Here is a 13,862-nt window from a genome sequence, read left to right on the forward strand (position 1 = left end):
CCGGCGGCGACGCCGACATTGGCGTTCTGCTTGATCACCTTGCCGAGGCCGGGAACCGCGCGGTCCAGCGCGCCGAACAGATTGTTGAGGTCCTGCGTCTTCACGCCGGGCGCGACGCGGTCGAGGGTGGCCTGCGGCACGCCCTCGTCCAGCATTTTCTCGAGGCCGAGCGCCGGGATCACCTTCTCGATGCCGGCCACCGTCATCTGCAATTCGCCGTCGAGGCGGCCATTGGCCGTGAGGCCGAGGGTGCCGGCCGCGACCGCGAGCAGATCGCCCTGCGCGATCCGCGACTGCACGATCTCGACATGCCCGCCGGCGGCCTGCAACTCGCGAAACCGCTCGGGCCAGGGCTTTGGCGAGAAATCCTTCAGGCCGCTGAGCAGCGTCCGCACGTCGGCATCGAACGGCTGGGTAAGCAGCGGATGCACTTCCTGCACGCTGCCGCCTTCGATCTTCAGCACGGTTTCGATCACGGGATGATCGGTTGATGAGCCATCGGCAACCCGGCCATGCAGCTCGACATGCTTGGCCCGCGCCAGGGGCGTCATCATCGATCCGCTGACGCGGTCAATCGCGGGATCGTCGAACACGATGGAGGCCCGCTGTGGAACGGCCGGCAATCCAACCACGCTGGAGCGGGCCTTGCTCCAGTTCACCGACATCGAATTCTGACCGCCGGAATCCGAGAGCGTGGCGGGGGCGGTGAATTCCGCGATCAGCAGTTTGGGGTCATAGATCTGCGCCACGACCAGGATCTCGCCGAGTCTGGCGGTGATCGGCGCCTGCGTCGCGGCGACCTGCCCGGCGGTCTGCGACTGAAGCGAGACGCTGGCGCCGTCGCAGCGGACTTCGAGGCGGAACGGGAAGCCCGCGACCGACCGCCTGGCACAATCGTAGAGCCGTCCGGCTTTCGCCTCCTGCGCACGCCAGGCATCGGCTTTCACGTCGACCTCTGAGGCGGCATAGAACCAGAACGCGCTCCACGCCACGGCGGCGATCAGGAGCAGGACGGGCATGAAGAAAAGGCGCCAAAGCGGGCGCCGGCGCGGCGCGAGGGTCAAATCGGACATGCGGCGACCTTTGGCCAGTGATTTTGTCAATTAAGCGGTGACGCCGGCCCTAATCAAGTTAACGCATTTTCATCCGCGGCTGAATTCTGCTAGGTCGTGCACCCGATGCGAACGAAAATCCAGCCCGAAGCGGAACTGTCCAAGGGCGACCTCTGGGTGTTCGGCTATGGCTCGCTGATGTGGCGGCCGGGCTTCGAGTTCATCGAGCAGGTTCCGGCGCGGCTGATCGGCGAGCATCGCGCGCTCTGCGTCTATTCGTTCGACCATCGCGGCACGCCGGAAAAGCCCGGCCTTGTGCTCGGACTTGACCGCGGCGGCGCCTGCCGCGGCGTTGCGTTCCGGGTCGCGGCCAGCCGTCGCAGTGACACCATCGACTACCTCCGCAGCCGCGAGCAGACCACCAACGTTTATCGCGAGGTGATGCGGTCGGTGTGGCTGGAAAACGAGCCGCGGCAGCGTGTCAGCGCTATGGCCTATGTGGTCGACCGCGGTCATGTGCAGTACGCCGGACGGCTGTCGCTGGCCGAACAGTTGCGCTATGTACAGCAGGGGCACGGTCGTTCCGGTAACAATCGCGACTACGTCCTGTCCACTGTGAAGTCGATCGAGGCGCAAGGCTTCCGTGACCAGCAATTGCATCAGCTCGCATTGATGCTGCACAAGGAAATGCCGCGGCATCTTCACCCTCCCCCGGAGGGGTAAGCAAGAGCCGTTTTATGCCTTCACCGAAGCCGAACGCGGCGCGCGTTTGAACAATTGCGCCTGCTCGCGGCGCGCGACCTCGACCAGCCGGTCCGTCGTCTCCTCGATCACCGTAGACACACGCGCGATGAACTCGCGGCGCGACAGGCCGGGCGGCAAGGGATCGAGAAATTCCACCACCAGCGTGCCGGGATAGCGCATGAAAGTCCGGCGCGGCCAGAACAGCCCCGAATTGAGCGCCACCGGCAAACAGCTCACGCCGCAATCGACATAGATCTGGGCGATGCCGGTCTTGTACTGCGGCGGCGCGCCGACCGGCGTCCGCGTGCCCTCGGGGAAGATGATCAACTGCCGGCCGCGCCGCACCGCCGCACCGGCGCGGCGCGCCATTTCCAGGAGCGCGCGGCCGCCGGCGCTGCGGTCGATCCCGATCATCTTCGCCTTGATCAGGTACCAGCCGAACAGCGGGATCCATAACAATTCGCGCTTGAGGATGAACAGCGGCTGCTCGAAGAACTGCAGCAGCGCGAAGGTCTCCCACATCGACTGATGTTTCGATGCGACGATCAACGGCCCCTGCGGGATCTTCTCGAGGCCGCGATACTCCACCTTGACGTTGCAGATCACGCGCAGGAGCCAGATGCTGCTCTTCGCCCAGTTTCTGGCGACAGCCATGATGGCCCAGCGCGGCATCACGTAGGTCGGAATCGCCACGATCAGCCAACATATCAGCAGCATGTAGAACAGCACGTTGTAGACCAGCGAGCGCAGGAAAATCGCAACCATCGAATATCCAAATCAGTTGGCTTGAGCCGTCGCCGGGCTGGGCGGCGGCGATCCGGCCGGATGGTCCGCAAGCTCGGGCGTCAGATCGAGACCGAGATCGTCCAGGCGCACCCGCACCTCGGCGGCAACGTATTTGACATACTCCGATAGCAGGAGCCGCAGCGTCGCGCCACTCGTCCACCACGGTTCGTCGCGCCATTTCTCGCCGACCACCGCGAATGGGATGAGCCGGATATCGGGCATCGCATGCGACAATTCGACGATGGCGCGCGGCATGTGATAATTCGATGTCACCACGATCAGCGACCTGAAACCGCGCTCGCGCGCCCAGCGCCGCGTCTCGGCCGCGTTGCTGCGGGTGTTGACGGCGGAGTGGTCGAGATCGACGCAGCAACTCAGGAACTGCTGGTTGTCGGGCAGCGAACGGGAAATATCGCTCGCCGCGTTGGTCGGATGCACCCCGGAGATCAGCAGCCGCGTGCCGTAGCCGCCGGCCAGCAATTCCATCGCGTCCGAAACGCGCGACGAGCCGCCGGTCAGCACCACGATGCCGTCGGCGCGGCCGGCAGGGGCCACCTCGATCCCGTGCAATTGCGAGAGAAACCCGACGAAACCGACGGCTACGCCGATGAACACCATCGCCAACGCCGTGACGACAATGGCGCGCAGCCATCCCCGCGGCGCGGCTGGCGGCGCATTCGTCGCGTGATTGTCGGACTGCAAGCTCATGGATGCCAGTGATCCCTTCCCCGCTCAAGTCTAGGGCGTTTTGTGACGAAGTGGAGTCCGGTTTGCCGAAGCATTCGTAACCGTTCGCATCAGTCGATATCGTTCAGCGTGGCGAAAAGCGTTCGGCGCGACGCCCAGGCGGTGATCGCAGCGATCAGCACCGCCTGCGCCGCCAGCGCCAGATAGCCGGACGGGCGCAGCGTAAACGTCCCCAGCAGAGCCGCGAACTGATCCCCGACCGGCGTTCCCGAAAACCAGCCGGCGATCGATTCGGAGAAGCCGAAGCCGAGCATCGCGACGCCGCCGCCGATCACGCCGCCCTGCAAGCCGAGCCGCAGGAAATGCCGCAGGAACCGGTTGGCGATATAGCGGTCGCCGGCGCCAACGAAATGCAGGACTTCGACGATCGGACGATTGGCCGCCATCGCGCCGCGGGTGGCGAACGAAACCGAGATGATGGTTGCAACGATCACCAGCGCGAGGATGCCGATGCCGGCGAACAAGGTCGCACCGGTCATCGACCGCATCCGCTCGATCCAGGCGCGGTGATCGTCGACGCTTGCCGTCGGCGCCACCTGTGTCACCGCCCGGCGCAGCTCCGCCAGATCAAGCTTGGAACCGGGTTGAACCCGCGCCACAATGACGCGCGGCACCGGCAGATCGTCGAGCGACAGTCCGGTGCCGAGCCATGGCTCCAGCAGCTTGGCGGATTCTTCCTTGGTGAACGGCCTGACCTCGACGATGCCGGGCTGCGTACGTATCGCCTGCGTTGCCGCCGCCGCGTCGCGGTCCAGATCGCGCCCGGCGACGGGACGAACCTGGATGGTGATTTCGCTCGCGACTTCCGACTGCCACTCCGACGCCGAGGCGCTCACCAGCAGCACCGTGCCCGTGGTGATCGACGCCAGAAACGTCATGATGGCGACGACCGCCACCAGCGCGCGGCCGGCGATCGAGGCGCGCGGCACGATCGGCGACAGATTGCGCGCCTTCGCCGGCACCTGCGGCCGCTCGGTTCCGAGGTCCATCAAAGGACCGTGCTGATCTGATCTACTCATAGATATGCAACCGTCCCTGGTGCAGCACCAGCCGGCGCGCATCATACTGATCCATTAGGGTGATATCATGGGTCGCGATGATCACCGCGGTGCCGGACTTGTTCAACTCGATGAACAGCCGCAGCAATCGCCGCCCCAGCGTCGGATCGACATTGCCGGTCGGCTCGTCCGCGAGCAACAAATGCGGCCGTGAAATAACCGCGCGCGCGATCGCCGCGCGCTGCTTCTCGCCGCCGGACAGGATCGGCGGCAGCGCGTCCATCCGCTCGCCGAGGCCGACCCATTTCAGCAGATCGATGACCTCCTTGCGATAGCTCGATTCCTCGCGGCCCATCACCCGGAACGGCAGCGCGACGTTCTCGTAAGTCGTCATGTGGTCGAGCAGGCGGAAGTCCTGCAACACGATGCCGATGCGCTTGCGCAGGTCGGCGATCTCGTCCTTGCCGAGCAGCGAGACGTCGTGACCGAACAGGTTGACCAGTCCGCGGGTCGGCCGCAGCGACAGGAACAACAGTTTCAGCAGCGAGGTCTTGCCGGCGCCGGAGGGGCCGGTGAGGAACTGGAAGGAATGGGCCGGAATCTGGAAATTGAGGTCGCGCAGAATCTCCGGGCCGAGCCCGTAACGCAATCCGACATTTTCGAACCGAACCAAGCTCAGCTCCGTTCGATGTGGGGCGCGGCCGGAACCCTGAAACCGCAGGCCTCGAGTTCATTGGCTGTCGCTTCGGCGGCGAACCAACAAAGTGGTTGTGCTTCGGTTATGGTTTCCGATTCGTTAACGCTCGGCTTGTAGCATTCTAGTGCCCCGTTTCCGAAGTTCGCAAAACCCTGCGGCTCGTTCTGATGCGAACTTCGGAAGCAGAGGGGCACTAGCAACTCTATGTTTCTAGGGCCGCTTTTCGATTTGACGTTCCTAACGCGAGCGTGCGGCAAATGCTGCAGGAACTTCAAATCGGCGGCACTAGCAGCGTCATTGTGGAGATGGGCTCCATGCACATCGTTTGCCCCCATTGTACAACCTCCTATGCCATTGATCCGGCTACGTTAGGCGTGGCCGGCCGCACCGTGCGCTGTTCCCGGTGCAAGGAGGTCTGGCTGGCGCGTCCGGAGGATGCGATCGAGATGGCGCCGGTGCATGCGATGGCATCAGCCAGCGACACGTCCGACGAGACCGACGCCGCCGCGGAATGGGACGCGCTGGCGCGCGAGGAAGACAGCCAGGAAGCCCCCGTCATCGACAGCCCCTCGATTTCAGCCGACTGGCCGGAGGGCGATGGTTCGCCGCCGGGCGCCGATTCCGACTGGCCGTCGGTAGCGCAGGACGATGCAGCGGTCAGCGGAGCCGGACGGCGAGGCAGGTCCTGGCTCGGCAAGATCCTGAGGCCGCAGGCCCTGCTCCGCGCGTCGGGCAAGCCTTACGTCGGCCTGCCAACGGCCTGTGCCGCGATGGGCGCGCTGGTGCTGGCATTGATCATCTGGCGGATCGATGTGGTGCGGCTGCTGCCGCAGACCGCCACGCTCTACAAAATGGCCGGGCTCGAGGTAAATCTGCGCGGGCTCGTGTTCAAGGACGTAAAGATCACCACCGAAACCGTCGAAGGTAAGCCGGTGCTGGTGATCGAGGGCATGATCGTCGGGGAAGCCAGGAAGCCGGTCGAATTGCCGCGGCTGCGCTTCAGCGTCCGCGACGCGCAGGGCGCGGAGATCTATGCCTGGAATGCCGTGCTGGAACAGACCGTCCTGAGGCCGGGCGAACGCGCCTGGTTCAAATCGCGGCTGGCTTCGCCGCCCGCGGAAGGGCGTAATATCGACATACGCTTCTTCAACAAGCGGGATCTCGCCAGCGGCAGCGCGTGAACGGACCGCCTGGTTTCGCTTTCGAAAGAGGTTGTGCCATGCCGCGCGTGCTGATCGCCGACGACGAGGACTCCATGCGCACGCTGGTGGCGCGCGCCATCGCCATGGACGGCCACGAGACCGTCACCGCGGAGGACGGCGCCGAAGCGCTGGAAATCCTTACCCGCGAGGACGGCGCCTTCGATCTGTTGCTGACCGATATCCAGATGCCCGTCATGGACGGCATCGCGCTGGCGCTGACCGTGGCGCGCGATTTTCCCGATCTGACGATCCTGTTGATGACGGGCTTTGCCGATCAGCGCGAACGCGCCCACGGCCTCAACGCGATCGTCCACGACGTAGTGACAAAGCCGTTTTCGGTGGCCGATATCCGCACCGCCGTGGCGGATGCGCTCGGCGCTCGGAAGGGTTAGGCGGCGGAAGAAATAGCGGAACGCTTCTCCCTACTCGTCATTGCCGGGCACAGCCGTCCGAAGGACGGCGTCGCTTCCGCTCGCCTATGCCCGGCAATCCATCCTCTTCGAAGGACTTCTGCGAAGATGATGGATACGCGGGTCAAGCCCGCGTATGACGGTTATGGCTGTGGCGACGCCATCCGCATCAACCGGACCGCTCAGTAATCCTTCAGCAGCCGCTCGAGGTAGTCGAGTTCGAGCTGCGGACGCTGTGGATCGGCGAGGCGGCGGCGCAGTTCTTCCAGAATCCGGCGTGCCCGCTGGACATCGATTTCGCCGGGGATTTTCACCGTGAAATCGTCGCCGAATTCGCGCCCGTGCAGCGGACGTCCCAAGGGATCGGTCTGATTGCCGCCGCTCTGCTGCCGGCCGGCGCGATTGCCCGGACCCTCGCCCTGCCCCTCGCCTTCGCCCTGCTGCATCGCTTCTGCAAGGCTCTGGGCGCCCTTGCGCAGCGCTTCCAGCGCCTTGCCCTGCGAGTCCACGGCGGCGTCGGAGTTGCCCTCGCCGAGTCTCGAGCCCGCGTCGCCCATCGCGCTGTCGGCCTGGCCGAGCCCGTCCTCGCCGTCGCCGTCCTCGCCTTGTTCGCCCTGGCCTTGCTGACCCTGCTGGCCCTGTTCGCCGCGCTGACCCTTCTCGCCCTTCTGGCCCTGCCCCATGCCGCGCTTGGCAAGCTCCTGCTGCAATTTCTTCAGCCGGTCGCGCAGGCCTTCCTGGTCCTGTTGCAGGTCGCCCATGCCCTGGTCGCTCTGCTTGCCGTGCGCCCGGTCGCGCCGCGAATCCTGGCCCTGCTTGTAGGTCTTGTCGCGCAATTGCTGCTGCTTGCGGATCATGTCGCCAAGCTCGTTGAGCGCCTGTTCCATGTCGCCGTCACCGGACTGGCCGGGCTGCGCCATCTGCAGATTCTCCAGCATCTCCTGCAGCTGTTCGAGCAATTGCTTGGCGGCTTCCTTGTCGCCGGAGCGCGACAGCCGTTCCATCCGCTCGATCATGTTGTTGAGGTCCTGCTGGCGCATCACCCTGGTGTTGGGGTCGAGCGGCCGCGCCAATGCCTGCGGATTGTTGCGCAACTGTTCGGCGAGCTGGCGCATGAAATTGTCCAGCGCCGCGCGCAAATTCTCGGTCAGCTTCTTGATCTCTTCGTCACTGGCGCCGCGCTCCAGCGCCTGCTTCAGCGCGTCCTGCGCGGCACGCAGCGCCTTGTCGACGTCGGTGATGTCGCCGTCCTCGATGGTGACGGCGAGCGCCCACAGGCTGGCGACGACCTCGCGCATTGCATCGTCGGTGCGGGCGGCCTCGAGCTGCCGCGCCACGCTGTAGAGGCCGAGATATTGCCCGGCCTCGGGCATGAACAGTTCGGGCGCGATCATCAGCGCGTCGAGCGCGGCATAAACCTGCGCGTTCTGATTGGCGTCGAGCGCCAGAATGCGGCGCTGCTCGATCAGCGCGCGCGCCAGGGGCTTGGTGAACAGCCGTTCCGGCAGCCGCATGTTGAAGGGCTCGCTCTTGCCCTCATTGCCGGCCTCGTCCTTCGCCGTCAGGGTCAGCGTCACGTCGGCGCCGGCATAAGGATCCTCGCTGAGGTCCTTGACCGTCTGGCCGACACCGTTGCGCGTCCGCGCGTTCGGAAGCACCAGCGGAAACTGCGGCGGGTCGAACAGGGGCCGCGGCGCGGCCGCAGCTTTCTCTGTCGTGCCTTTCGCCGCATCGCCTTTCGCAGCATCGCTTTTCGCAGCGTCGCCTGTGCGGGCGACGAAATGCGCCTGCGCTTCGGTGACGCCGTAGTCGTCCTCGATCTTGTAGGACATCTGCAGCGAGCCGCGGGCCTGACGTTCCGGATCCTTGGCGAGCGTGATGGTCGGGGCGCGGTCCGGAATGGCGGTGAACTTCCATTGCGGTTGACCGGAGGGCGCCCGGACATGGACCATGCCGTCGCCGGCGATGGTGAAATGCCGTTCGTTGGTGCCTTTGGGCGCCTCGGCGGTCGGCTGGGCTTCGGTCACGCCGCCGCCGGCAAGCACATCGAGCGCGCCGCCTGAGGAGCGGACGATCAGCGTGGAGCCCGCCGGCACCGGCAAGGGTCCCGCGGCGGGAATGGCGCCTTCCTTGTTGGCCGCCGACAGGATGATCGGCGGCCTGCCGGTATAGAGCGGCGGCGTCACCCAGGCATCGACCCGGATATTGGCCGGCGACAATACGCCATTCCAGTCGAACGCCGCCTCGGTACGCAACGCGCGCTCGTCGCCGGCGGCGACATAGGTCGCCAGCATCATCACCGCCACCAGCGCGCGCAGTGCCCAGGGATCGTGGATCGCCAGCCGCGGTGACGGCAGGCCGGCGCGGATGCGCTTGATGGATGCCAGGGTGCGCTCGCGCTGCGCCTGCCACAGCGCCTGGGCCACCGGATCCTGGGTCGCAAGCGTATCGGTCAGCGCGGTCGCCGGGCGGTGGCGGATGCCCGAGCCGCGGTCGAGCCGATTGAGGCCCTCTTCGCGGCTCGGCCAGCGGAACCTGACGAGGGGAAACAGGGCGCCCAGCGCCGCCAGCACGAACAGGCCGAGGCCAATGGCGCGCGCCACAAACGGCAGCGCCAGCCACAACCCGGCCCAGGACACCACCAGAAACAGCCCGATGACGGTCAGAAGCCGCCCCAGATGGGGCCAACTCCGCTCCCAGGCGATCGCGTACCGGGCCCGCTGCAGCGCCTGCGCGAGCTTGAGCCGCGAAACGGCATCAGGGGTGGGGCTTGGCTCTGACGGGTCGGATGTAGCGCCGCTCAATCAACTCTCCGGGTTGCCGACACAGCACCTTAGCACAAGGGCGGCAGTGAGGCACCCGTACTTGAACGGTAACCCCACCCGGAAATACGCATAACACGAAGGCGTGACTGGGCCGCCTCGACCCCGTAACGTCGGCCGCGAGCCATCAGGGGAAACACCGAGGACCACCATGGACAAGAAAACGCACGACAAGGGCCTGGAAATTCGCAAGGCCGTGCTGGGCGAGGCCTATGTCGCCAATGCACTGAAGAACGCCGACGATTTCAACAAGCCGTTTCAGGAGCTGGTGACCGAATACTGCTGGGGCGCGGTGTGGGGCCGCGAGGAGCTGCCGCGCAAGACCCGCAGCATGCTCAACCTGGCCATGATCTCGATTCTCAACCGGCCGCACGAATTGCGGGTCCACATCAAGGGCGCGTTGACCAACGGCGTCACCCGGGACGAGATCCGGGAAATCTTCATGCAGGTGGCGATCTATGCCGGCGTGCCCGCCGGCGTCGACAGTTTTCGGATCGCGCGCGAAGTGTTCGCCGAGTTGGACAAGGGCTAGAGGCGCATCACCATGGACATCGGATTCATCGGCCTGGGGAAGATGGGGTTTCCCATGGCCCGCCGCCTGATCGAGGCAAAACATCACCTCGTCGTCTTCGACCAGCGCAAGGAGGCGGTGGACGCACTGGTCGCGCTGGGCGCCGAGGCCGCCTCCTCGCCGAAAGACGTCGCCGACCGCGCCGAGACCGTGATGGCCAGCCTGCCGTCGCTGCAAGCCTCGCTCGAGGTCGCGACCGGCAAGGGCGGCGTGATCGAGGGCAAACTGGCAAAACGCTTCGTCGACCTCTCCACCGTCGGGTCGCACATGGCGGTGCGGATCCACGATCTCCTGGCGAAACGCAATATCGTGCAACTCGACAGTCCCGTCAGCGGCGGCGTCGGCGGCGCCGAGAAGGGAACGCTCGCCGTGATGGTGTCGGGACCGAAGGCCGATTTCGAGGCCGTAAAGCCGGCGCTCGCGGTGATCGGCAAAGTGTTCTTCATCGGCGAAAAACCCGGCTCGGGTCAGACCATGAAGCTTGCCAATAACTTCCTGTCGGCGACCGCGATGGTCGCGACCTCGGAGGCCGTGGTGATGGGCGTCAAGTCCGGGCTCGATCCGGCCGTCATGATCGACGTGATCAACGCCGGGTCGGGCCTCAACACCGCGAGCCGCGACAAGTTTCCCCGCTCGGTTCTGCCGCGCAGCTTCGATTTCGGCTTTGCCACCGGGTTGATGGTGAAGGACGTGCGGCTGTGTCTCGAGGAAATGAGGGCACTGGGGCTGTCGATGGAAGTCGCCGAGGCGGTCGGCCGGCTCTGGGAAGTGGTGATTCGCGAAATGGGCGCGGAATCCGATTTTACTTCCGTGATCAAGCCGATCGAACAGGCCGCGGGCGTGGTGGTGGGCGGAGCCAAAGGCAGCCACGCGGCGAAGTGAACATGTCGTCCCGGCCTTGAGCCGGGACGACGATTCCCGTTTGCGCTTCACAGCCACGGCGCGGGCTTGTCCATCGCGATCAGCGCCTCGACCTCGAGGCGGGGCCGCACCACCGCATATTGGTCGTCCTTGACCAGCACTTCCGGCACCAGCGGCCGGGTGTTGTAGGTGCCGGACTGCACCGCGCCATAGGCGCCCGCGGTCATGATCGCCAGGAGATCGCCGGCCTTTGGCTCGGGCAGCTTGCGGTCGAGCGCGAGGTAATCGCCGGTTTCGCAGACCGGTCCGACGACGTCGGCGGTGATGACGCGCGCGTCCCGGGCGGCTTCGCGGACCGGCAGGATGTCGTGATGCGCCTCGTACAATGTGGGGCGAATCAGATCGTTCATCGCGGCATCGATGATGACGAAATTCTTGGCGTCGCCCGGCTTCACATAGATCACGCGGCTGACGAGGATACCGGCGTTGCCGACGATCATCCGCCCCGGCTCGAACATCAGCGTACAGCCGAGATTATGCGTTACGCGCTTGACCATGGCGGCATAGGCATCGGGCGCCGGCGGCGCTTCGCGATCCATGTAATAGGGAATGCCGAGGCCGCCGCCGAAATCGATATGCGAGATGGTGTGGCCATCGGCGCGCAGCGTCTGCACGAACTCCGACAGGATGCGGAACGCGGTTTCCATCCGGCCGAGGTCGGTGATCTGGCTGCCGATATGCATGTCGGTGCCGGTCACCTCGATTCCCGGCAGCCTGGCCGCGCGGGCATAGACCGCGCGGGCTCGCGCAATCGGAACGCCGAACTTGTTCTCGGACTTGCCGGTGGCGATCTTGGCGTGGGTGCCGGCATCGACGTCGGGGTTGACGCGGACCGAGATCCGGGCCGTCTTGCCGGTTTCGACCGCGAGCCGCGACAGCAATTCGAGCTCCGGCTCGGATTCGACGTTGATGCAGAGAATGTCGGCGGCAAGCGCCGCGCGCAGTTCGGCTTCGGTCTTGCCGACGCCCGAGAACAGTATCTTCCCCGGCGGGATGCCGGCGGCAAGCGCCCGCTTCAGTTCGCCGCCGGAAACCACGTCCGCGCCGGCGCCGAGCTTCGCCAGCGTGCGGAGCACCGACTGGTTGGAGTTCGCCTTCATGGCGTAACACACCACCGCCTTCTCACCGGCAAAGGCGTCGCTGAACACCCGGTAGTGGCGCTCGAGCGTCGCGGTCGAATAGCAATAAAAGGGAGTGCCTACCGCATCGGCCAGGTCGATGAGATTCACCGCCTCGGCGTGCAGCACGCCGTTGCGATAGTCGAAATGATTCATGGCTGGTGTTCCGGTTCTAACATTCGCATCCGTTCGCAGCGAGCACTCTTGCGAATGTTGGAACCCAGAGGAACACCAGCAAAACATGATTCTGGTGCGGCCCCGGATTTGACATTCGCAATGAGCATTCGCGGAAAAACTGCAGCGAATGTCAAATCCACCGCACCAGCTCAGTGACTATCGAGAAGCGGATCGAGAACGAAGGATTTCTTGCTGCCTTTGGTAGCGGCCGGCGGCGCATCGCTTCCGTAATACGGATTGAACACGCTGGGCGCGCTCGCGGCCGGCTCGTGGTCGGCGTTCTGCTGGGCCGCCGCGGCCGCCTGCGGCGGGGTGTTCGGCGGCAGGTCGAGGCCGCCCTTGCGTCCGCAGCCCCCGAGCGCGAGCACGGCTGCGCTCAAAAGGATGATGGCCCATCCCCGGCGTGTCGGACGGTAATTGCGATTCACGACTAAATCCCCAATGCGGCCGCACCATACAAAGATTGCCCTGCTCTGGCGAGAGGAGGAGAACCATGAAATTGCAGCGAAATTCCTGTGCTCAGCCCAATTTTCGCTCTTTTTCGAGCCGCCTGAGCCACGCTTTCGCCTGCGCCGATACGTTCTTCGGCGCGGTTCCGCCATAGCTGCCGCGGCTTTTGACCGATGCTTCCACGGAAAGCACGGCCAAGGCTTCCTTGGTGATCCTGGGCTCGATCGCCTGCATGTCCTTCAGGGGGAGCTGGTGCAGCGGCACGCCGGCTTTCGACGCCATCGCCACGATGCGTCCGGTGACATGGTGGGCATCGCGGAACGGCATTTTCAGCGTCCGCACCAGCCAGTCGGCGAGGTCGGTGGCGGTGGCATAGCCCTCGCCCGCGGCGGCCTTCATCCGCGCCTCGTCCGGCACGATGTCCATGACCATTCCGGTCATCGCCCGGACAGCCAGCGACAGCGCCGCGAATGCTTGCATCGCGCCCTCTTTGTCCTCCTGCATGTCCTTTTGATAGGCGAGCGGCAGCCCCTTCATGACGATCAGAAGTGCGGTCAGCGCGCCGATCACCCGGCCGGTCTTGGCGCGCACCAGTTCGGCGGCGTCGGGGTTGCGCTTCTGCGGCATGATCGAGGAGCCGGTGGTGAATTTGTCGCTCAGTCGCACCAGCCCGACCAGCGGCGAGGTCCAGATCACGATTTCCTCGGCGAAGCGCGACAAATGCACCGAGGCGATCGCCGCCGCCGACAGGGTTTCGAGCACGAAATCGCGATCCGACACCGCATCGAGCGAATTGGCCATCGGCCGGTCGAAGCCGAGCGCTTTCGCGGTAGCGGTGCGATCGATCGGAAACGAGGTGCCGGCCAGCGCCGCCGCGCCGAGCGGTGATTCGTTGAGACGCTTGCGGGCGTCGGCAAAGCGGCCGCGGTCGCGCGCCGCCATCTCGACATAGGCCAGAAGATGATGCCCGAACGTCACCGGCTGCGCGGTCTGCAAATGGGTGAAGCCCGGCATCACGGTCGCGGCGTGCTCCAGCGCCCGCTCCACCAGCGCATGCTGGAACGCGGCCAGTGCGGCATCCGTCTCGTCGATCGTGTCGCGGACATAGAGCCGGAAATCGGTCGCCACCTGGTCGTTGCGCGAGCGCGCGGTGTGCAGCCGTCCCGC

Annotated in this window: 14 protein-coding genes; 5 read left to right on the plus strand and 9 right to left on the minus strand. The window is 65.4% G+C overall.

All coding sequences use genetic code 11. The features are described from left to right. Positions 1–1,073: DUF2125 domain-containing protein (locus QZ213_RS13840; RefSeq protein WP_291686639.1), on the minus strand; the 1,073-nt coding region annotated here is incomplete at its 3' end. 105 nt (positions 1,074–1,178) lie between these two features. Between QZ213_RS13840 and QZ213_RS13845 the strand changes: the two genes are divergently transcribed. Then, a complete protein-coding gene (locus QZ213_RS13845) occupies positions 1,179–1,775 on the plus strand; it encodes a gamma-glutamylcyclotransferase (RefSeq protein WP_291686640.1) in 597 nt (198 codons plus the stop codon). 12 nt (positions 1,776–1,787) lie between these two features. Here QZ213_RS13845 and QZ213_RS13850 read toward each other — a convergent pair whose 3' ends face one another. From QZ213_RS13850 to ftsE, 4 genes are all read right to left on the minus strand, one after another. Further along, on the minus strand, positions 1,788–2,561 hold the full coding sequence (locus tag QZ213_RS13850) for a 1-acyl-sn-glycerol-3-phosphate acyltransferase (protein ID WP_291686641.1): 774 nt from the start codon (positions 2,559–2,561) through the stop codon (positions 1,788–1,790). 12 nt (positions 2,562–2,573) lie between these two features. After that, positions 2,574–3,290, minus strand: coding sequence for a YdcF family protein (locus QZ213_RS13855; protein WP_291686642.1), 717 nt, complete (start codon positions 3,288–3,290; stop codon positions 2,574–2,576). 89 nt (positions 3,291–3,379) lie between these two features. Further along, positions 3,380–4,348, minus strand: a complete 969-nt coding sequence (locus QZ213_RS13860) for an ABC transporter permease (protein ID WP_291686643.1) — start codon at positions 4,346–4,348, stop codon at positions 3,380–3,382. After that, positions 4,341–5,000 carry a cell division ATP-binding protein FtsE gene (gene ftsE, locus QZ213_RS13865; RefSeq protein ID WP_291686644.1) on the minus strand — a complete coding sequence of 220 codons (660 nt, stop codon included), beginning with the start codon at positions 4,998–5,000 and terminating at the stop codon, positions 4,341–4,343. The genes QZ213_RS13860 and ftsE overlap by 8 nt, the downstream gene beginning before the upstream one ends. Positions 5,001–5,338: 338 nt before the next feature. Here ftsE and QZ213_RS13870 point away from each other — a divergent pair, with 338 nt between their 5' ends. Both QZ213_RS13870 and QZ213_RS13875 read left to right on the plus strand, forming a co-directional pair. Next, a complete protein-coding gene (locus tag QZ213_RS13870; RefSeq protein ID WP_291686645.1) occupies positions 5,339–6,205 on the plus strand; it encodes an MJ0042-type zinc finger domain-containing protein in 867 nt (288 codons plus the stop codon). 38 nt (positions 6,206–6,243) lie between these two features. Further along, positions 6,244–6,618, plus strand: a complete 375-nt coding sequence (locus QZ213_RS13875; RefSeq protein ID WP_291686646.1) for a response regulator — start codon at positions 6,244–6,246, stop codon at positions 6,616–6,618. Between the two features lie 200 nt (positions 6,619–6,818). Here QZ213_RS13875 and QZ213_RS13880 read toward each other — a convergent pair whose 3' ends face one another. Then, the gene (locus QZ213_RS13880) at positions 6,819–9,440 is read right to left on the minus strand and encodes a TIGR02302 family protein (RefSeq protein WP_291686647.1); all 2,622 of its coding nucleotides are present in this window, start codon (positions 9,438–9,440) and stop codon (positions 6,819–6,821) included. 169 nt (positions 9,441–9,609) lie between these two features. On the opposite strand from QZ213_RS13880, the gene QZ213_RS13885 reads away from it, so the two are divergent. Then, entirely contained in the window at positions 9,610–9,990 is a 381-nt protein-coding gene (locus QZ213_RS13885; RefSeq protein ID WP_291686648.1) for a carboxymuconolactone decarboxylase family protein, read from the plus strand. Between the two features lie 12 nt (positions 9,991–10,002). Next, positions 10,003–10,911, plus strand: a complete 909-nt coding sequence (locus tag QZ213_RS13890) for an NAD(P)-dependent oxidoreductase (RefSeq protein ID WP_291686649.1) — start codon at positions 10,003–10,005, stop codon at positions 10,909–10,911. A gap of 47 nt (positions 10,912–10,958) precedes the next feature. Here QZ213_RS13890 and lysA read toward each other — a convergent pair whose 3' ends face one another. From lysA to argH, 3 genes are all read right to left on the minus strand, one after another. Next, a complete protein-coding gene (gene lysA / locus QZ213_RS13895; protein ID WP_291686650.1) occupies positions 10,959–12,224 on the minus strand; it encodes a diaminopimelate decarboxylase in 1,266 nt (421 codons plus the stop codon). Positions 12,225–12,394: 170 nt separating this feature from the next. After that, on the minus strand, positions 12,395–12,673 hold the full coding sequence (locus QZ213_RS13900; RefSeq protein WP_291686651.1) for a lipoprotein: 279 nt from the start codon (positions 12,671–12,673) through the stop codon (positions 12,395–12,397). A gap of 91 nt (positions 12,674–12,764) precedes the next feature. After that, positions 12,765–13,862, minus strand: a 1,098-nt coding sequence (argH, locus tag QZ213_RS13905; RefSeq protein WP_291686652.1) for an argininosuccinate lyase, incomplete at its 5' end; no start/stop codon positions are given.

The sequence above is a fragment of the Bradyrhizobium sp. genome, assembly GCF_017881085.1.
Taxonomy (GTDB): domain Bacteria; phylum Pseudomonadota; class Alphaproteobacteria; order Rhizobiales; family Xanthobacteraceae; genus Bradyrhizobium.